16 protein-coding genes are annotated in these 21,292 nt (G+C 42.3%); 9 read left to right on the top strand and 7 right to left on the bottom strand.

The window, feature by feature from the left end:
- Positions 1-112 precede the first annotated feature (112 nt).
- From CEF13_RS29760 to CEF13_RS23430, 4 genes are all read right to left on the bottom strand, one after another.
- Positions 113-268 (bottom strand): sporulation protein YjcZ, encoded by a 156-nt coding sequence (locus CEF13_RS29760; protein WP_166742894.1) that lies wholly within the window; start codon positions 266-268, stop codon positions 113-115.
- A 131-nt stretch (positions 269-399) separates the two neighbouring features.
- Complete coding sequence (locus tag CEF13_RS23420; protein WP_102714486.1) at positions 400-642, bottom strand: helix-turn-helix domain-containing protein; 243 nt, start codon at positions 640-642, stop codon at positions 400-402.
- Positions 639-848, bottom strand: a complete 210-nt coding sequence (locus tag CEF13_RS23425; protein ID WP_342352591.1) for a YvrJ family protein — start codon at positions 846-848, stop codon at positions 639-641. The genes CEF13_RS23420 and CEF13_RS23425 overlap by 4 nt, the downstream gene beginning before the upstream one ends.
- A complete protein-coding gene (locus tag CEF13_RS23430; protein ID WP_102714490.1) occupies positions 814-1,476 on the bottom strand; it encodes a sigma-70 RNA polymerase sigma factor region 4 domain-containing protein in 663 nt (220 codons plus the stop codon). The genes CEF13_RS23425 and CEF13_RS23430 overlap by 35 nt, the downstream gene beginning before the upstream one ends.
- Before the next feature lie 299 nt (positions 1,477-1,775).
- Here CEF13_RS23430 and CEF13_RS23435 point away from each other — a divergent pair, with 299 nt between their 5' ends.
- A complete protein-coding gene (locus CEF13_RS23435) occupies positions 1,776-2,207 on the top strand; it encodes a helix-turn-helix domain-containing protein (RefSeq protein WP_102714492.1) in 432 nt (143 codons plus the stop codon).
- A gap of 8 nt (positions 2,208-2,215) precedes the next feature.
- Positions 2,216-2,626 (top strand): ImmA/IrrE family metallo-endopeptidase, encoded by a 411-nt coding sequence (locus CEF13_RS23440; RefSeq protein ID WP_102714494.1) that lies wholly within the window; start codon positions 2,216-2,218, stop codon positions 2,624-2,626.
- Between the two features lie 113 nt (positions 2,627-2,739).
- Here the strand turns inward: CEF13_RS23440 and CEF13_RS23445 are convergent, their stop codons facing one another.
- Positions 2,740-2,988, bottom strand: a complete 249-nt coding sequence (locus CEF13_RS23445) for a YolD-like family protein (protein ID WP_102714496.1) — start codon at positions 2,986-2,988, stop codon at positions 2,740-2,742.
- A gap of 134 nt (positions 2,989-3,122) precedes the next feature.
- On the opposite strand from CEF13_RS23445, the gene CEF13_RS23450 reads away from it, so the two are divergent.
- Positions 3,123-3,419, top strand: coding sequence for a hypothetical protein (locus CEF13_RS23450; protein WP_102714498.1), 297 nt, complete (start codon positions 3,123-3,125; stop codon positions 3,417-3,419).
- Positions 3,420-3,551: 132 nt separating this feature from the next.
- Here CEF13_RS23450 and CEF13_RS29525 read toward each other — a convergent pair whose 3' ends face one another.
- Together CEF13_RS29525 and CEF13_RS29075 are read right to left on the bottom strand one after the other, a co-directional pair.
- A complete protein-coding gene (locus CEF13_RS29525; protein ID WP_146022755.1) occupies positions 3,552-7,706 on the bottom strand; it encodes a rhamnogalacturonan lyase family protein in 4,155 nt (1,384 codons plus the stop codon).
- A 225-nt stretch (positions 7,707-7,931) separates the two neighbouring features.
- Positions 7,932-12,380, bottom strand: a complete 4,449-nt coding sequence (locus CEF13_RS29075; RefSeq protein ID WP_208414686.1) for an S-layer homology domain-containing protein — start codon at positions 12,378-12,380, stop codon at positions 7,932-7,934.
- A 328-nt stretch (positions 12,381-12,708) separates the two neighbouring features.
- Here CEF13_RS29075 and CEF13_RS23500 point away from each other — a divergent pair, with 328 nt between their 5' ends.
- From CEF13_RS23500 to CEF13_RS23525, 6 genes are all read left to right on the top strand, one after another.
- Positions 12,709-14,484, top strand: coding sequence for a glycoside hydrolase family 2 protein (locus CEF13_RS23500; RefSeq protein WP_102714504.1), 1,776 nt, complete (start codon positions 12,709-12,711; stop codon positions 14,482-14,484).
- A gap of 47 nt (positions 14,485-14,531) precedes the next feature.
- Positions 14,532-15,455 carry a carbohydrate ABC transporter permease gene (locus CEF13_RS23505; protein ID WP_102714506.1) on the top strand — a complete coding sequence of 308 codons (924 nt, stop codon included), beginning with the start codon at positions 14,532-14,534 and terminating at the stop codon, positions 15,453-15,455.
- Positions 15,456-15,472: 17 nt separating this feature from the next.
- Positions 15,473-16,306, top strand: coding sequence for a carbohydrate ABC transporter permease (locus CEF13_RS23510; protein ID WP_102714508.1), 834 nt, complete (start codon positions 15,473-15,475; stop codon positions 16,304-16,306).
- A gap of 115 nt (positions 16,307-16,421) precedes the next feature.
- The gene (locus CEF13_RS23515; RefSeq protein WP_102714510.1) at positions 16,422-17,789 is read left to right on the top strand and encodes an ABC transporter substrate-binding protein; all 1,368 of its coding nucleotides are present in this window, start codon (positions 16,422-16,424) and stop codon (positions 17,787-17,789) included.
- Between the two features lie 81 nt (positions 17,790-17,870).
- Positions 17,871-19,646, top strand: a complete 1,776-nt coding sequence (locus CEF13_RS23520) for a cache domain-containing sensor histidine kinase (protein ID WP_102714512.1) — start codon at positions 17,871-17,873, stop codon at positions 19,644-19,646.
- 18 nt (positions 19,647-19,664) lie between these two features.
- Positions 19,665-21,251, top strand: coding sequence for a response regulator transcription factor (locus CEF13_RS23525; RefSeq protein ID WP_166742908.1), 1,587 nt, complete (start codon positions 19,665-19,667; stop codon positions 21,249-21,251).
- Positions 21,252-21,292 lie beyond the last annotated feature (41 nt).

A 21,292-nucleotide genomic window follows, 5' to 3' on the forward strand; every position in this document is an offset into this window, starting at 1 on the left:
GTACAGTATCCTATGATTCAGGACGAAAAGGGTATAGGCGACTAAACAAAATGTGCGTTTTGCTCAATTTTTCTCGAAAGCCCGAACGATTACCGAGCTATCCTCGTTTTCTCTAAAATAACCAAGAACGCGAGATAATGACAAGTAGAATGAAAAGCACAAGAATAAAACCTATGCTCGAGCATCCACCGCCATACACTGGCCCCACTGCCACTGGTGACACTGCTCCACAATTTCCTGCACCGACACCTGCTACTCCATAGCCCATATTTTCAACTCCTTTTTATTAGCGTACAATATCCTATGAATAAGGACAGAAAGTGTATGGGCCTCTGAATAATTTGCGCATTTGCCTACCAATTGTAAGACTATCATGCATGCTGACCGCTTCAGCCCAAATTATTCAAAATTAATGCTTTCAATAAAAGCAGAATAGTCTGGTATCGTATTCATATCATAACGGAGTACGGCTCGAATAATCATCTCTGAAAGGTGCTGCTGAAGATCGCTCTGCTCATTCGGCCCTGCTCGTTGAGAGTTCTTTTTGATGATGGGATGAAACATAGTGATTATGCTGCTCAACGCTTCTTTATCACCGGACTTTGCTCTTAGAACAAGCAGAAATAAATCGGTCTCAATCATTTTCTCTTATGCACCTCTTCTCGAATAACATGTAGTAATTCTAGAAACGCTTGGCTCAGACTTTCGATCTTCTTCTCAAAACGCAATAAAAGGTAGCCGGCTAGCACAATAGGAAAGCCTAGATTGGATACCAAGGTCGATAAGAGGGTTAGAAGTGAAGTATCTTCCATATCAGCAAATCCCCTTTCTAGAGCAAATACCTTCATCTTGAGACTTTAAACTCCCTTTCATCTTTCGCAGAGCCGTAATTCTTGTCTTCGTAATCGCTTGCTGGGTCACCTTCATTGCACATGCGATATCGGTGTCCATTATGCCTGCAGCATAAGCAAGCGTTATTACTACTTTTTGCTTTTGTGTAAGAGCAGTGAAGGCCGAGAATAGATTTGGGTTCTCAATAGAAGATTGGAAGTCCGCAGGATCGCAATAAACTTTTCCAATTTCTTCAGTTTCCGATTGAGATGATAAGCTTATTAATAACTCCCCATATCCCATTTCACCTGCTTCATCCCTCCCCCTATCAAAAATTAATGGGTTCCGTACTGCATTTCTTCTGCATGCTCTGTGGAAATCTATATCAGCATATTGAACTAAAGAGCTTAAATACTTAGTGAATCGTATATTGAAATAAAAACGCCGAAATGCTTGTTCTAGTTCATCGTTAATCTCTATTGAAGGCTCTGTTAGCAGCTTTCCAAACAACTGAATATGTTGCTTTTGTTCAAAAAAGTAACTTATCACTTTATTTTTGAATATGTGCGGGTTTGTCGAACGATAAGCAAGAAATGCTTCTTCATCTGCTGAGAGCTTTCGTTCGAGAACAAGGGGTGTTTTCATATCGATCTCTCCTTCATGAATGTTATATCAATTAAAGTGTAGAATGGTTGAATTCACACAACCAAAATAGGAACATATGTTCTATTTTGTACAAAAAAATAATAGAGGGTTAAAGATTTCTAGTCTTTATTGGGTATTGACAATACTTACTAACGAAAATATACTAAATGTGATAGTATTTAAAATACCGTTTTTAATATAGTATTTTAAAATCATGACGTGTAATTTATTGTATTTGGTATTTTAATTACCGTCAAGTACTTAAAATACCATATTTAAATAAGTGGAGGGTATTCAAAATGTCATTGGGAAGCAGAATCAAACAACTGAGGGTCGATCGTGGATTAACGCAGCAGGATGTCGCCTCCAAGCTGGAGATGGGAAGATCGAATTTCGGGCATATCGAGAATGATCGGGTAACGCCAACGAGTGAAGATTTGCAAAAAATGGCCGACATATTAAATACAACAACCGATTATTTACTTGGCCGAGAGGCTGCTTCGGCAACTATTCCCGATTGGGCAACGTATAGAGATAAGCGTGATTTCAAGAAGCTGTTAGAAGAAGATGGAGAAATTATGTTTGACGGCGTGCCCATGAGCTTAACAGATCGTCAGCGCGTAATGGATGTGCTTACCGGGCTGTTCTGGGAGGCTAAGCAAATGAATAAACACAAAAAAAAGACCGAGCCGCATGCGAACGACGATGCTCCTGATGATGCCAAAGGGTAGGTGATGCTATGGATAAGATGATTTTGAGGCTCATCCGCAAATACAAGACCAATGACCCCTTCACTATCGCTGAAGGCCTTGGCATTCATATCCGTTATGCGGATCTCGGGGAAGGCACACGGGGCCTCTATTTCAAAAAATTGCGGCTGCGATTTATCGTTATACATGAGAGCCTGCCTGATAATTGGCGCAGATTCGTATGTGCGCATGAGCTTGGACATGACAGGCTGCACCCTGGCTTCAACCGTTTTTGGCTTGATGAACAATCGTTTTTCAATGTCGGGAAGTATGAACGGCAAGCGAGTAAGTTCGCTGTCCGACTGCTCACAGCCGGTGATTCCCCTGCACGCAGCGAGACGCTGGAGGAGCTTCTGATGCGCAATGATGTTCCCATTGAAATGCAGAAATTTTATTATTAATAAGCCCATCAAAAAAACAGTCGAGCAGGATTAGCCATCCTGTTCGGCTGTTTTTGAGTAATAGCTGTTTTTATTTACCATATCAAGCACTGCTGTGATTGCACAATTAGCATTTAACGAGCATGATCTACCTTCATAATATCCAAAAAAGGAATTTTCGTGATGTTACCCATATATTCAACATGCACCTTTTTTGTTCGTGAGTCCAGCTCTGTTATGACGCCACGGACTTGCTCCTCCGCTGCCCATATCGTGAGCAGAAGCTCGGCTTTCTCCTGCATGGCTTCCACCAGCCTCTCACCCAGCTCTTCAAGCTCAAATTCATCTCTTGTTGGACGTTTAGGTCCCTTTGCCTTAGCCAAGCCTTTCCCCTCCTGCCGTAAAGCTCTATTATAGCATGTCAGCATAGGTATATGTTAGTGTCCAGCCTCGCTTAAATAAGCGATATATAGTAGAATGAACACGAAGCTACACTATTTAATTATGAGGTGTTCGAATGGCTATTAGTTTTACGTCGTCTATAATAAATCGATTAAACCGGGAAATTACAGAGCTTAAGGAGCAATGCAGCAGCGACAGAAAAAAGCTGGATAAGGCAGCTTCCAGGATCAAACAGCTGCAAAAAGACAGCAAGATTAGCCAATCCCCCAGCGATTTAAGCAGTAAAATGACTCAAATCAATAAATTAACGGATGAGGTTGCCAGATTAACCAGACTGCAAGCTGATTTATCCAAGCTGCTCGCTCAAAAAGAAGCTCAGCTCAAGCAGCATAAAGCGGCTCCCCAAAAATAGATAACGTCAATAAGACCGATCACAAGCATAATGTGATCGGTCTTGTTTTCTACTTTGGCAGGTGCTTAAACGAGACAGTTATCGCACAAAAAAAATCGTGCAGCAAATGCACGATTTTCATTGTATAGCTCACTACCTATTATAAATCCGATACAATAATACTGCCGCTTCTGCTCTAGAAGTATTTCCTAGAGGATTGATTTTACCATTCGCGCCAACAATCCATTCATGATTTACCATTGCTGCCGCAGCTTGAAGCGCGTAGTCTGCAATTTCACTATGATCAAGATACGCATCTAACGTTGAAAGCTCGCCAGCCTTCCATCCCGTTTCAGCGATTTCCATCGCTCTTGCCGTAATCACCATCATATCCTGTCTAGTGATGGCTGCTTTTGGATTTAAATTATTATTCCCAAGTCCATTCACGATACCTAATTTCTTCGCGATGCCAGCTGCTTCATAATAGTAATTCCCGGGCAGCACATCTTCGAAGTTCTCTATGAACTCCGCGTGCAATCCAAGCGTTTTTACGAGCAGAACGATAAAATCAGCTCGAGAAATATTAGCTTCTGGAGTGAAGGTGCGGGTTACTTCCGAAGTTCCGCTAATGATTCCTTTGGAGGCTAGAACCTCAATTTCCTTCTGTGCCCATGAATATTTCCCTAGATCCGAGAAGGTCTTATGAACATAAGAAATAACATATTTGCTGAAATGATTCGTTGTAAAATCTACCGTTCCCGCAGCCGTATTATATGCTCCATTGTAAACGGGGCTTCGCTTGCCCTGTTCATCCACATAGACCACTGTAAGGTATTCATGCTGCGCTTTTTCTTGATCGGATGGCGAATATGGCAGTGAAATTCGAACGGAAGCACTCGGATTTTTCCATTCTATTTTGACACCATTCACGTTAATCGAAAGTTGAATAATCTTCTTCTCAGAATCCATTTCCGGTTCTTGACTATTAAACAAGAACTCAACAATATCATCTTCTTTCAATGCTTCATGCTCCAGCATATTAGCAGGAAGTACGAAATCCCCTAGAAAACTAGAAATCGTTAATAAATGGTTGCCTGACGAAGAATGGAGCGCGCTTACTGGCAATCGAATTGCAAAAGCCTGTCCTTCACCATTCAATTTAACGATCACATTCTTATCCCCATTCGAATCCCTCTGCGCTTTCTGCAGCGCGTTATCGAAAGTCTCCTTTGTCACTTCAGCTTCAAGCCTTTGCGTGGTTTCGTTAAGTTTGCTCGGAAGATTAAAGGATACTGATCCATTTTCTCCTACTACGATTTGAACACCGCCCGTATTGCTTGATTGACCAGGAGCTGCTGATCCTCCATCGCCAGGATTCGGTTCTGCTCCAGCAGGTTTATTGGTATAAGCGACGTTCGGCGCTTTAAGCTTGCCTGCCAATATCTTTTCTTTAATGTCTTCGCCCAAATAAAACCCTATATGCGGCGGCTGATTATAGGCTGTATTCTGCCAAGCAATACCCATCCGATATACACTGTCATGCATTAATGTATACAGTCTGTAATCAGTAGCAATTGTTGTGCTGTATATTCGAAGCTCGGAACTGTCCGTAGTTGGCAACAGCACTTCTTCTCGCCAGTCGCCCAGTATATCCGCCTGCAAAGTTGGCGTTGCTTTCGTCCCATTATTGCTTACCACTCCATCAAATCTTTTAACTACATCGACAGTGCCTGTCGTTTCGTTATATTTCGTAATGGAGGTCTGATCAAGCAGCTCATGCAGCAAATCTCCATCCCAGTAAAGCGCAAAATTAACAGAAAGACCGGCATTTCTGAAGCTGTCTGCGATTACGCTGCCTTGAACATTATAAATGCCGCCCCCTGTTTGCGCGTCAGGACCCGCGGCACCCCAGAACTCGTATCCTGGAAGAGAAGTGATATTGGCAGCGAGGCCCCTTCCTGCATCGACATAAGCGTTAAACGATTTGATCGTTTCTCCCGTTGCCCCATCATGGTATTCTAAGGATGCTACTGCCGGCTCCTCATGAACACCTATGACATGCAGTCCTTCACGGTCAGGATCAAATGCCCCTACATGAAGCGCATCCCCGTGCGATCCCGGTTCATGCCCCATATCGCCATCCATTGTATATAGAATAGTGCCATCATGATCCAGCACCAACGAACCAGCTATAATCTCATCGAAACCATCATTATCAACATCGCCAGTCGCCAAGCTATGATAGCCCAATCCGCCGCCTCTGCCTTCCACAGCCGAATCAAACCTCCATAATTCCTGAAGCTTGTTATCAACCAAATTATAGGTAACGTATGTTGTTCGGGCGTAATAGCCTCTGCCGTATACAGCGCTTGGCTTCACTCCGTCTAGATACGCCAAGCCGGCTAGGAAACGGTCGGAACGATTATGCCATGTGTCCCCCCATGATGCAACATCCCCAAGCGGAAACGCATAATCAATCGTATCGATAACCTCTCCTGTCTCGCCATTGAATACGGACATATATTCTGGTCCACCATAGATATGCCCGCTATCGTTAACCCATTTCCCATCATCGTCCGGGTTTCCAATAACGCTAACCACCTTGCTGCTATCGTACTTGCCATTTGTTGTTCCATATACTGTTGTAGCGTCTGCTGTTTTAATAAGAAATTCACTTTTCCCGTCTCCATCGAAATCAGCAACGATAAATTGATTGTAATGGGCGCCCGACGTTAGGTTAAGCCCCATATTAATCCGCCAAAGCAGCGTACCGTCCAATCGATATGCATCAAAAATCGTCGGCCCTGTCATGGCTTCCTGCGAGCTGTCAATGGCGTTGGACGGGTACCATTTCACAATCACCTCATACTGTCCGTCGCCGTCTAGATCCCCAACACTAGCATCATTCACACTATATGTGTAAGCTCCAGAGGCTGTTGTACCTCCCTCTGGCTTTTGCATCGGGATTGAAAGATAATCCGTACCTGCTGCAGTTGCTTCATTGGTTTCGGCAGAAATCCCCTGAAGAAGCGTTTCCACCTTATAGATGTCTCCGGGGGTCCCTTCCCGATCAACATAGTTGGTCACCCATAAAGGCTCCGTATTTAATTTCTCACCATTGCGATAAATATTAAAAGTCACATCCTGATCATATTCATCCGCAAGCAATCGCCAGCTAATAAAAATGCCATCCTCCGATTTTAGCGCAATAACTCCAAGGTCTAGCCACTCGGTCTGCCTTGCAGAGTCAGAGGGAGCAAGGCGGTTATATACATAGATTGTTGCAAAACGGTCAAAGCTGTTTACCAATCCTTCTGTGTCAGCTAGAATGCCTTTAAACTCGTAGACGCCTGCTTCTCCGGAAGTCCATGATCTATCAACAGTGCTCCACTCGGTTACAGCTGCTTCCACCTTACTATTATCCGCAAGCGTAACTGTCACCGTATCCGGTAAACCGATTGAATCAATGGCATCTGTCGTTTCGTTTACATAAACCCTATGATAAGGCAGTCTATCTACCTTTGTGATGGTATTGGCAGGGATAGAAACATTATAAACACCGAAATTATCCATATATGTCGTCCAAGTAATATTATTTCCTGATGTACGCACACCTACCAGCCTGACCGAAGCGACTGAACCGTCAAAGGCTGTCCCAGCAAGCGATACGGTATATGTTTCACTTGTATCCGATGCTTGGTCGGTAAGCGTTAAATTCACTTCATTCGTATTTAAATCGATAACAACCTCTACTCTATACCAGGTCTCTTGATTCGTCATGCCTGTTACCGCAGCTGTTTCCGACTTTCCGCCTGTAAAATAGGTGAGCGGAGCATTGTTGGTATTGTTTATTGTAAATATGATGTGGTCAGAGCTGTCTAGAATTCTAAATTCGCCGCTGTTTTCATTCGCGCTGCCGCCTTTATCATTGACTTTGCCCGGATACCAGTCGAATGCAACAAGTATTTGGTTTCCCTTAACAGCGGTATCAAAGATTTTACTTGCAACTCGCCCACCGCTTTGATTGACGATACTGTATTGCAGCTTGGGGCTGTTATTGCCGCCCAAATCATTCGTATTAATGGATAGAGCAGCATTGGCAGTTGTAAAACCCCAATTATTGGGGATCAGCTCTTCCGTGTCGCCAAAATCGGTAAAGTATTTGACATCATAGCCTGCTAATATATCATTTCGACTGCTGTCCAATGTATCGCTGTCTGCACCAAATACTGCGGGAACAGATGTACACATGAGAGTAAAAATTAATAAAATAATTAAAGCTCCTCTTATTTTGATTCGATTAGCCAAGTTCAATCTCACTCCCTTATTCATGTTAAGTGACTTTCAACTTTCTAACCACCTTGCTCATCATCACCACCTCTACCACTTTAAATATACTAAATCTACATTCATCCTATTATTGGTTAAGAGCCCCGTCTATTGGACTTTTTTGCAAACAAAAAAAGCCTTGGTTCACAAGGCTTTCAGTGTTCTAGTACTATTTTGCAAAATTTATCTATTATTGATTAATGCCTATGAATTAACTGTTTGAATCAGGTTGAACAAATTCAAAATTGCCTGTGCGGTTTCCGCTCTTTTTGCGTGAATCTGCGGCGCAAATACATGAACCGCTGTTCCCTTCATCAATCCGAGTTCGATAGCCTTGTTCACCTCTTTTGTCGCCCATGAGGACACTTCCTTCTGATCTTTTAACAATGAAACATGATCAGTAGTTGAGGATTTCGCGCCTTTGGCATACTCGTAAGCCCGGACGATTAATGCCGCCATTTGCTCTCTGGTGATTTGAGCCTTCGGTGCAAAGTCATGATCAGAAACGCCTAAGATGAGCCCTGCTTCATAGGCCGCCGCAATATCTGATGCATACCAATCCGTTGCATGAACATCCGTAAATGGCGTATTCGCATTCGTTGCTTTCAATCCGAGTGCTTTAACCAGCATCGTCACAAATTGTGCTCGCGTTGTTTTTCCACTTGGGTTAAACTCGGTTTCCGTCTGGCCGGAGATGATATGCTTTGCCGCCAGTACTTGCAGCGTACGATGTGCCCAATGCTCGGAAGGAACGTCCTTGAATGTTTTATTATATTCCATTACTGCATATTTACTAAAGTGTGGTGCGGCCGCAGTCAGTTTATTCGTATGAGAGTCGACTACTCCACCCGTGTATGTCCACTCTTTTAACACTTCATCATAGACATAGATGCCGAGCAATTCTTCATCCATAAGGTTCCCATCGTAAGGCAAGCTGACGTAGACTGGCTCCGAGAACGTATTTAATTTCGTTTCCTTCCCGTCCTTATCTACTAGTATGAAATCAAGATTATAAATCTGCTTGTTGAGCTTCAGATTCGAGCCGTCCATACCTGGGATTCCGCTCTGGTTCTCCTCGATCCGTACGACAATATTCGCAATGCTTACATTTGCTCCAGCTTCGCGCAGTACTGCTGGCGGGATAATAATCGATACAGCACCTGCTTGAACTTCCAAGGAATGCTTGATGTTCTGGGTAAGTCCGATTGGAAGAACAGCCTCTATATGACCGTTCTTTAATGCCACTACTGCCTTGCCATCCTTCACATTCTGCAGATCCGCGACACTAACCAACTGCTGATGCCCATTGTTTGTCGGCGGTGTTGGCACCGGTGTTGGTGTTGGTGTCGGTGTTGGTTCTGGTGTTGGTTCTGGTGTTGGTTCTGGTGTTGGTTCTGGTGTTGGTTCTGGTGTTGGTTCTGGTGTCGGTGTCGGATCGATGCCGCAATCAGATGTACATTCCTCGACCATTTGTCCACTTATGCTGATCGACAATACGCCTTCAACACCGGAGCCGTCATTTGCTGTTGCGACAACCTTTACCGTTCCATCTCCAACAGCGGTCAATATCCCTTCCTCACTAATCGTCGCCAAGTCGGTAGCCGTATCGTCCATATTCACGACGGACCATGTAACGTCTTGGAAATCTGCATCTTCCGGCAGCACCGAGGCAATCATTTGTAATGTGCCGCCTTTGGAAGTTATTTCTGTTGCTCCGTTTGCACCTGTTACATGAATAGAAGCAACTGCGATCTCTTGTCCGCTAATTTCAATCATTGCGCTTCCCGTTACGCCAGAACCGTCAGTGGCAGAGGCTACCACTTTGACCCTACCGTTTTTCACTGCTGATAATAATCCTTCACTGCTAATCGTTGCCTTATCAGTTGCCTTAGCGTCCTCGTTTTCAACGGACCATAGGATCAATTTATTGTCTGCATTCGCAGGCAGCAATCCAGCAGACATTTGCAAGGTCCCGCCAAAGCTCGTTATCTCGGCAGCATCACTCTCAGCAGTTACCTCTATGGACTTAACAGGATTCCAAAACTGCACAATAGCATCGTTTACTTGGAAATTTGAAAATACAGCTGTTTTGGCTGATATCGCTGTGTTTAATTTCCTTACAAACATTCCAACCTTAGGGGTTGTTATCGCCGTAAACTTGGTAAAGGTGTCGACCACCTTTGTCCAGGTTTCACCATCGCTGCTATAATACCCACTGTAATCGGTGCCTGTTTTTTGGATTTTCAAATAAATATCTTTAGAAGCAGCTGTAGGATCAGCAAAGGTTTTATCCGTTTGCGAGCCGCCCTTTATTTGTGAAAACCGAATCTGATTAACCGCAGAGCGTCCTAGGGTAATTGCATTGCCATCATCCTGATAAACGATCAAGCCCGCCCATTCGAAATTGCGAGATGCATCAAACTCCAGCTTGGTGGAGATTGTGAAGTCACCCGCTTCAGTTCCAGGATTTCTTAGAAGAATATTTTTCGGCTTCGTTCCTGTCCAGCTTCCTTCCTCTGTTGTTAATTTTAAAACATTTATATTTTTGGAATCAACATCCCAGTTTCCTTGACTTTCTCTCACCCATGTCCATCCGCTGTTTAGAATTATTGTTTGACCAGTAATATGAATCTTCATTTCAGCTTTAACTCCGGATCCGTCCTGGGCTGTTGCGATGACTTTCACTATACCATCGCTTTGAGCTCTTAACATTCCAGATGAATCAATGGTTGCTTTGCCTGTTCCGTTTTCTACGGACCAGAAGACCGCTGGATAGTCCGCATTCACAGGCATTACCGAAGCAGACATTTGCAGCGTACCCGCTCTTGTAGCGATCTTCGTTGCGTCGTCTAAGCTGGTTAGATGAATACTGGAAACTTTGACGAGCTCACTGCTGTAATCTATAATGGTTTTTCTGTTGCCGGCGTAGGTTACAGCTTCTCCGAATTCATTCACAATATGAGTAATTTCGCTGCCTGTCTTGCCCGCTAAAAAAACGGAAGTCGCATGATGAATTTTTACGCCTGCGGTTTCAGGAATTTCAATCGCGCTATGAAGCTTCACTTCGGCATCCCTAAAGAAGGAATAAATACCTAGACCCCAGGCTTCATGCGAGCTCACGGATTCAGCCACTTTGTAAGAAGCATAGCCATTCACGGTTGCATGGTTGCTCATCCAGCTTTCTTGGTCTGGAACATCATAAGGAATTTCGGATTGATAGAAATACATCCGGCCATGATCGCCATTCCAAAGCGTCTGGTATTCGTGATAATGCTCAACAAACAAGCCATATATCGTTACATGGTTTCCATCTACAACTAAGCCGTTTTTGGTCGTGTTAAGATCCCAGCCAACGTCTTTACCGTGATCTGCACGCCAAATCCAGAAGTGATCTCCAAGCACATTATTGCTGTTAATTTGCAGACTTACTTCAGCCTTCCCTACTTCCTCTCCTCCTCCAACTCTAAAGAATAGATCATGTAGAGAGGTAGGATTAGCAGAATGGTCGGCTGAACTGCCTTTTTGGCCAACTTCCAATAAGGAGGGTGAACTTTCTGTCCCTGCATCGAAGAGGAGGCCAGCAACGATAACGCCGTCTACGTCAGCAACTGATAATGCTGTAACGCCTTTATGCGGCATCAGAGTAGCGAACCCAATGCCAAGCACGACAGTGTCAGGTCTTGTTACTTTAATAGTTTCATTGAGATGATAGATTCCTGGCGTAAATAACAGATTTTTGCCTTGGCTGAGCGCAGCATTAATCGCTGCTGCATCGGATGTCTCCGGTTTTGCAATATAGAAGTCGTCGATAGATATGGCTTTGCCTGGCGTAGGCCCATTCGCCCAGCTTGCGCCTTTGGCATTCGTCTGAAGATCTGGAACAAATACTTGGTAATTATTATTCGCATCAATGGTGAGGTACGGTTTCTCGCGCATAATAGGTGCTTGGTCAACAACAGTATGCGCATTGGTAGGCCAGTTAACCGCAGGTGCTTTATCGACACCAACAAAAACGGTATTCCATTGTCCGCCCGACCATCCCGCTATATTGCTGTTTCGAGAGAACCACTGCTGCTGTCCTCCAGAAACGATCTGGCCGTCAATTTTGGAATCTGCGAGGAAGCCGCCGCTTGCCCATCCTCCATCATGCAGCTGGAGATTACCTTTAACATGCATCCTTCTGAAAGGAACAGCCTGTGAGACGGCCCATTTATTCGTGCCTGATGTAGGCTTAATTGCAAAATTTTCTGCTGCCCGCCAAAAGTTTTTGGTAGCATTTCCAGGCGGTGTATTCCACCAATCTGCATCAACGGTTACCCCGCCATTAATAGTGACATCATCGGGATTTTGTCCAAGTCCTGCTACATGTGTGTAGAAGCCTACTCTGATGTTAGCGTTGTATGTACCCGGCTTGAAAAAAATCGCATATCTTTCATTGCCAAATTCATTTGATTCTTGTTTTTTAAACACTTCTGTGCTAATTCGTTGAATTTCTGATTGTGGTGTTGATTCATCAAATACATACACATTCGAACCAAAAGGCCCTGTTGATGCTTCTAGTGCATCCGCAGCAACGGAAACGCTTGGTCCAGTGACGAATAGACTGACGAATAATGCACCAGTGAGAATAATAGATAATCCTTTTTTTAGCAATTTCTTTACCTCCCCAAAATAGTTAGTGAAGCACTTGATGTCCTTACAATCGGCTAGATTCAATCGCCCCTTTTCGATTGATTTATCGCGCTTTTTTCGTAAGCGCTTTCTTTGCCTAGTTACCTATTTAACCGTTTTACTATGGAATTGAGAAGCTAAAAATTTGACTGATCTAGAAAATATTTGACTACCTTCCCGCAGACAAAATAAAAACTTTTTTAAAAGTAGAAAAAATTTATTAATGGTCAAATCTCTTTCTTTTAAATGAATGCAGTACGCGGTTAAATAGGTATCATAAATAATTAATCACAGAAAGAGGAGTTTTCCGATGCAACAACAAGCTGCCAATTTTGTCGATCACCTCCATAATGAATCTTATGAAGACCGCTACTTATCGCAAAGCATTACACACCATAGCATGGTCTATGATAGCGGCAGAGAGAAGATTTCTCTAAATGGTCTTTGGAATTTCGGAATTGATCAATATGATACATGCGTAAGAGCCCGATGGTTCGAAGAAAAATACGTGGATGATGAGGGTAGAACGAACCCCATGGACTTCAGCTTCGACGAATGGGAGCAAATCAAAGTTCCATCCAGTTGGAATACTCAAAAAGAGAAATTTTTTTACTATGAAGGCAGTGCAGTGTACACTCGAACCTTCCCATATACGTTCCAAGACGATGAAAGGGTTTTTCTGAAATTTGGTGCCGTCAATTATGACGCCAAGATCTTCTTAAACAAGCAATATGTTGGCTTTCACAAAGGCGGATCTACTCCTTTTTATATTGAAGTAACGAACGACCTAAAGGATTCTAACCGGATACTTGTGGTAGCCAATAACACTCGCAAGCCGAGCCATGTTCCTAATGAGAATACAGATTGGTTCAACTATGGCGGTGTCTATCGGGATGTGGAATTGATCCGTCTTCCCCAAACCTTTATTAAAGATTTCGTTATCAGCTTTGTACCTGGCACACAATTTTCAAAAATACAGGTTGAGCTTCTAATAGATGGATCTGTGCTTGCCGGTACAGCTCATTTAACGATACAAGAGCTTGGCATTTCATTCCCCATCGAAGTAGTTGACGGCAAAGGCTGTGCTGTAATTGATGCAAATCCTGAATTATGGAGTCCTGACAATCCTAAGCTTTATGACGTAGCCATCGCTTTCAGCGGGGACGCGATTTCAGAAAAAATCGGTTTCAGAGAAATTCGCGTGGATGGTACAGACATTCTATTGAACGGCAGCCCGATTTATTTGAAAGGGATTAGCGCGCATGAAGAAAGTGTCCTGAATGGAAAAGCTGTGTCAGACGAAGAAATTATGGAAAACTTCAAGCTGGCAAAGGAAATGAATTGCAATTACATGCGATTGGCTCATTATCCTCACACCGAAAAGGCTGCTAAGCTTGCCGATGAAATGGGAATAATGCTGTGGGAGGAAATCCCGGTCTACTGGGCTATTCAATTCCATAATGAGGCTACGTATCGAGATGCCGAGAATCAATTGACCGAGCTCATCAAAAGAGACCGCAATAGAGCAAGCGTAATCATATGGTCGGTAGGCAATGAGAATGCAGATACGGAAGCAAGACTTACGTTCATGAGCTCACTCGCCATGAAGGCGAAGGAATTGGACCCGACCCGTTTAGTATCCGCAGCTTGTCTATTGGATCATGATAACCATATCATTAATGACAGATTAGCCGATTACTTGGATATCATAGGCGCCAATCAATATTACGGCTGGTATCAAACTGATTTCAATAATTTAATCAAGCTGTTTGAGAACAGTCGCCCAAGCAAGCCCGTTGTCATTACGGAATTCGGTGCCGATGCTAAAGCGGGATACAGAGGATCTGTCGATGAGAAGGGAACGGAAGACTGCCAGCTCGACATTTACCAGAAACAAATAGATGTGCTGGGCCAAATTCCTTATGTGAAAGGAACGAGTCCTTGGATCTTATATGACTTCCGCTGTCCGCGCAGATTGCATCCCACTATCCAAAATTATTACAATACAAAGGGTCTGCTATCTGAGGACAAAAGCTACAAAAAACCTGCGTTTTACGCTATGCAGGAGTTTTATAAGAATAAATAATCTAACAAGAATAACAAAAGTAAATCTTCTAAATCGAGGTGGAAATCATGTTGAAAACCGAGCCAAGCCGCAAAGCATCGCGCCGGACTAAAAGGTCGGTAGAAAAAGGAAGCTTAGCCGGTTATATCTTTGTTGCTCCGATGATGATTGGATTAATAGTGCTAACCATTATTCCTACTATTCTAACCCTAATCCTAAGCTTCACGGATTGGAGCTTTATCTCCGGGTTCGACAAAATCAGATTCATTGGTTTACGTAATTATGCCCAGTTGTTAGACGATGACATTTTCAAAATTTCATTTAAAAACAATCTCATCTTATTATTAGTTGTGCCAGTGCAATTGATTTTTTCATTAATATTTGCAGTTATTATCGATAAATATGTGTATCTAAAAAGCTTGCTGAAAATCGTTTTCTTTATGCCTTATATATCCAGTATCGTAGCTGTCGCGATTGTATTTCAATTGTTATTCAGCCCGTCATTCGGACCGATTAATCAGACATTAAGAGCGCTTGGTTTCGCGAATCCTCCGAAATGGCTTGCAGATATACATTATGCGCTACCTTCGGTTATGATCATATTGGTTTGGGTAGGCATTGGTTTCTGTCTCATTATTTATTTAGCCGCATTGCAGGCGATTCCAAAGGATCTCTATGAAGCAGCAGATATTGATGGTGCAGGCACCTTGACCAAGTTTAGCAAAATAACATTTCCGCTCGTATCGCCAACTACTTTCTTTCTGCTTGTTACGGGATTGATCAGCACCTTTAAATCCTTTGATATTATTAAAGTACTGACCGATGGAGGTCCTGCCCATTCTACTTCGGTCGTGACTCACTATCTGTACAATACTGCTTTCGAAGGTCTGAAAACGGGTTATGCTTCGTCCATGGCTTGGGTATTGCTCGGATGTGTCATGTTAATTACGCTCGTTCAATTGTACGGACAAAAAAAATGGGTGAATTATTAAATTAGCTGGGGGTTCTTATGAAAAAGACGTATGATTTCGGGAGAATTCTCGTTACTTTACTTATGCTGCTAATCGGATTGCTTTTTTTACTGCCCTTCATCTGGATGATTTCGACTTCCTTTAAACCCGAAATCGATGTATTTAAATATCCAATTGAATGGATTCCTAAAAACTGGCAGATTTATCAGAACTATCACGATGTCTGGTTCGGCGAATATCCATTCGGCCTTTATTACTGGAACACCATTAAAGTGACTCTCATTACCACCTTGGTTTCTTTAACCGTTTCCAGTATGGCCGCTTATGCTTTTTCGCATTTGGCGTTTAAAGGAAGGAACTTTATGTTCCTTATTGTATTAATGACTTTTATGGTGCCCAACACATCGATTATCGTTCCTCAGTTTTTGATTTTGAAAGAGCTTCATTTGATCGATACCCATCTTGGACTCATCATAATCGGCTCTTTCAGTGCGCTAGGCACATTTATGCTGCGGCAGTTTTTCTTAGGCATTCATAAAGAATATCTTGAGGCGGCAAGGATCGATGGTGCTGGACAATTCAAAATATTTACGACGATAGCGCTGCCGTTGGTCCAGCCTGCTCTAGCCACCTATGCCATTCTCCGATTTATTTGGACTTGGAATGACTATGTCAATCCGCTTATCTTCCTTAGAAGCAATAACCTGGAAACGATACAAATCGGGATTCAGAAATTCGCATCTGAAAGCGGCGCCTTCTTCTCACTCGTTATGGCGGGCACCGTGTCTGCGATTATTCCTTTGATCATTATTTTTATAATTGGTCAGAAGCAGGTTATTGAAGGTATCGCTTTAGGCGGCGTGAAAGGATAAATTTGATATGGTAAAAAAAATTCAATAGTAGTAAAAATAGTAACTTTGTTCACATCTCTTAAGGTGTTAACATTCAGATGTAAAGAAAAGAGAGTTTCTAGGGAGGGTTTTTTAAATGAAGAAGTGGATAGTAATGATTGCATTAACCGCATTAATGACTAGCCTGCTGTCTGGATGCGGCAGTTCCGGATCCAATCAGGGCAAGAACACAGCAACAAACAGTCCAAGCACTAATGTTACGAAGGAAACGGACGCACCAAAAGCTGAACCGGTTACGATTAAATTCATTAACTGGGAAAGCCCTTCGGTATACCAGCCGGCTATCGATGCATTTGAACAAAAATTTCCTAATATTAAAGTAGAATATGTACCGCTTGTAGAAAATGACTCCAATGAAACGTTGAAAAAGCTTGATATTATGTATGCTTCAGGTGAGGTTTTTGACGTATTTTCTCTAAACTCCACTCCTAACTTCAGTCAACGTGCTAACAACGGTATGCTTGAGCCGCTTGACAGCTATATTAGCGATGAAGGCATGAACTACGACGAGCAATACAAAGCTGAACAAATGAAAGTAGATGGAAAACGCTACTCTCTTCCTGGTAAATTTGGTCCATGGCTTATTCTGCTCAACAAAGAGCAGCTGGATGCAGCTGGTCTAGAAGTGCCTAAGAGCTGGACTTGGGATGAATTCCGCGAATACTCCAAGAAATTAACCAATGGTGAAGGCGTTAACAAGCATTACGGAACCTTCTTCCATACTTGGAAAGACTATTTCTTATTACGTCTTTATAGCTCGTCTAACAACCAAGGCATCATGAATGATGAAGGTACAGGAATGAATGCGGATAACCCGCTGATGAAGCAATCGCTTCAGCTTCGATATGATATGGAGTATACTGACCTTTCAGCAACTCCTTACCAAGATGTTATTACACAAAAAATTCCTTACCGTGATCAGTATTTCCAACAAAAAGCAAGCATGCTTCCAACAGGTCCATGGATGATTGCCGAGTCTGGCGGAACGGATAAAATTCCTGCTACATTCGTATCGGCATTTGCACCTTGGCCTTCCAATAACAAGGGCGACGATATCTACTCGTTCGGCGGTGCGGATTCACTTGTAATTTCAGCGAAATCGAAGCATAAGAAAGAATCCTATGAATTTATCAGATTCCTTTCTACTGAAGGCATGTCGTTGACTAAACAGCTGTCAGCATGGAAGAAAGCAGATATTGAGAAGGAAGTAGATGCGATTATTGCATCCACTAAATCACCTGAGAAAATCGACAAAGCTTCATTGATGAATACGCTAGCTGTTACTAAGCTGCCGAATCCTCCTACTGTTGTATCCTTTAGCGCTGATCTTGAGAATGCTTATATAGCTGAATCCGAGAAATATATGCTAGGTCAAACAGATATTGACACAACTATCAATAATATTAAGGCTTCTCTGCAGAAGATCATCGATGCAAACAAGTAGATTCTGAGTTATACTAACGAGGAGGATGCCCTTTACTGGCATCCCCCTTTTTTTCATTTTATTCAGAAGGGAGTGGGCATCATGAAATTATTGCCTACCATGAGCTGGAGGCAAAAATTAATTAATACCTCTCTCTTATGTTTAGTTCTTCCATCGATCATTACACTTGCCCTTACAGGATTTCAAGCTAAAAATGAATTCAAAAAAAAAGCTATTCTCAAATCCGAGCAATCGCTGGAGGTAGCAGATCTATATATTTCCAATATTTTGAATGATATGGTTACCGCATTAAACGCCATTCAATATGATAGCGAAATGATTACTTACTTGCGAACAGCCTGGAGCAAATATGATCAACAAAGCAAAAAGATTGAGTTTTTCTCCTTCAAGCAAATTTCCGAGAAATTAGACAATTTAACTACCTTCGGCGAAAAAACTTATGTAACCATACTGCTTCCCGGAGGGTTGTATTTCACTAACTATTCTACGTATAAATCTGATTTAACCTATTTATACGATGAACCATGGTTGAAGAAAATGTCCGAGGATCCCATTAATCGAACGCATTGGTTAGGATCTCAAAAAAATTATGTGCTTACTGATGCTAATAAATATACGAAAATCATATCCATAGTCCGTACCTTTAAGCTCTTTGCCAACAGGCCGAATGCGTACGTTATTGTAAGCAAGCCTGAAGAGCAGTTTCATCAGATCTTCAATAAGTACGCGCCAGATCAGATTATGATGCTAGAGGATTCAGAAGGAAAAATTCTCTCCCAATCGGATGAAAGCCTTATCGGACAAACCATCCCTCCTTCTTATGTGAAGGGGAAAGATACAATCGTTCAATGGAACGGTACCGAATATATTTCGGTAGACCATTCCTTGCGTTTTGCAGGCTGGAGTATGCAGAGCTTAACGGCATCCAAAGATGTCACAGGAAATATCGGAAATTTCATTAACTATACCTTTATTCTTCAAATTTTATTTTTTCTCGTTTTCTCGATCGTTATGTTCTATTTATTGCGGCAGTTGACCTATCCCATTACGCGTCTCTCCAGAACGGCTAGAAAGGTAGAAGCCGGCAATCTAGATGTGCGGTCCAAGATCGAAGGTCAAGACGATATTGGACAATTAGGTTTATCCTTTGACCGAATGCTGGACCGAATTAAAGAAATGGTGCTGCAAATCGAGTGGGAACAAAATCGGAAAAGAATTGCGGAATTAGAGCTGCTTCAAGCTCAGATCAACCCCCATTTCTTGTTCAATACATTGAATTCGGTTCGTCTTCAGGTCATGATGAAAGGTGAAACGGACATTGCTCGAACGATTGAGTCGCTTTCGACTCTGCTTCGAATGACGATTAATCGGAATAACGAGTTCCTGCCCTTGCACGAGGAAGTCAGTACAGTCGAGCATTATATGAAATTAATGAACTTCAGACATTTAGATGAGGTTCGATTAGAAATCAATTTAGCTTCAGATACTTTATTGGAAACTATTCCAAGGTTTACGCTGCAGCCGTTAATTGAAAACGCTTATATTCATGGATTAAGTCAGAAGAGCGGTGAAATATCCATCTCCTCTCGAAAACAAGGCGGGTCCTTATATATTACGGTTCAGGATAATGGTAAGGGAATGACGGAAGAGGAATTAAGCAGTATTTGGAATGTTTTTAAAGAAAAGATTGAAGTTGGTTCCCCACAGCACCTTCGGGAGCATATATCGGGCATCGGGCTGCGTAATGTGAATGAGCGGCTTAAAATTATATACGGCTCTAAATATGAAATGAATCTGGAAAGCTTGCCAGGCAAAGGTGTTACGATTACGATGAAATTGCCCTGCCACTTTCCGTAAATGAGGAGGAATCTGCCCATGTATACTGTTTTTGTAGTTGATGATGATGTGGCAGTGCTTGAGTTTTTAAGCAAAATGATTCCTTGGGAGAAATACGGCTTCCGCTTAGTTGGCGCCTATACGAACGCTCACGATGCGCTCGAAATGAGCAAGGAATTAACACCGGACCTCGTGGTTACGGATATCGGCATGCCAGGCATGGATGGAATAGAGTTTATCAAAGTACTGAAGGATTGCAGCAGTCATCCTCGTTTCCTTATTCTATCCTGCCATGATGAATTTAAATTTGCGCAGCAGGCCGTACAATTAGGTGTTCAGGATTATATTTTGAAGGAAACACTTAGTATGGAAACGATGCAGGATATACTCCTGCGTATATATGATCGAATAAATGAAGAAGATCGATTGTTGCAAAAAGTAGAAAAGCTTCATTTGCAAGTTGTCCAAAGCAAGTCAAGTCTGAAAGAAAAATGGCTTCGTGATTTTTTGAGTACGCCGCTCATGGATCAAGCCATGTGGAACCAGCAATTAGTAGAATACGGCTTGAAATCAGATCTAGATTATTTCATTCCAATTGTGTGCAGTGTGTATCGTTATCAGGATGCTCTGGCTCGCTTTAAGAATGAAAACATGTTGAAGTTCATTATAGATAATGCTGTGGAAGAATTGTTGCAGCAGGAACCCCATGCGATCTATTTCTCCTATACAGCCCAACAATTTTTCATCCTGTTTGCCTGCCGGAAAGACTTGAAGTTTGATCCTTACGATTTAATTAATCGGTTTTGTAGAGAGCTTCAGCAATCCTTGACTAAGGTGCTAAAGCTTCAAGTTTCCATTCTCATCGGGGCAATGGATCATAGCAACTCCGGAATTAAACAACAATTTCTACAATTAATTCAGACAACCGATGCATTCTTCTATTCCACGGAGCCTGAAATCGTCAAATTAAACCAGATCCAAGCAAATGGGAATCAAGAAGAGTTATTGTCCCATTACTCCACCTACAGTGAGCGCATGAATCGTCTTATAATAGAAGGAAATATGAATGTTGAACCAACTGTAGATCAATTTCTTGATTTCATTACGGCAAGAAGATTCCAGCCTGTCACCGTCAAACAATTTTTGTTTAAGCTGATGCTGGATATTCAAATGAAATTGACCTTCAATCATCAATATAATAATGAGAAAACGCAGCGCCAGCTGGATCAAATGACTAACGTCAGAGAGCTGAAGGAATGGATCATTCGGTTTCTTGAAGAGGCTGTCACGTTAATGGAGGAAATTTCTAAACAGAGCAAAAAAGTCGAAATCGTGGATGCCAAAAAATATATTCTTTTAAATTTGGATCAAAAAATTACATTAGAAGATGTCGCAGAACGTTTGTTTCTGAATTCGAGCTATTTCAGCCGTTTGTTCAAGAAGGAAACAGGCGAGAATTTCACCGAATATGTAACGCGTGTGAAGATGGAGAAGGCCAAAGAGCTGCTGAACGAATCAGACAAAACAATTGATGTCATTTCACAAATGCTGGGGTACGATAATAAAGGCTATTTCGTCAAATTGTTTAAGAACCATTATGGGGTTCCGCCACGCCGGTTTGTTTAGTATTTCCTCGTTTCCTCGTCATTATATTTATCAAAAGAAAT

Origin of the sequence: Paenibacillus castaneae (assembly GCF_002884445.1) — a bacterium.
Taxonomy (GTDB): domain Bacteria; phylum Bacillota; class Bacilli; order Paenibacillales; family Paenibacillaceae; genus Pristimantibacillus; species Pristimantibacillus castaneae.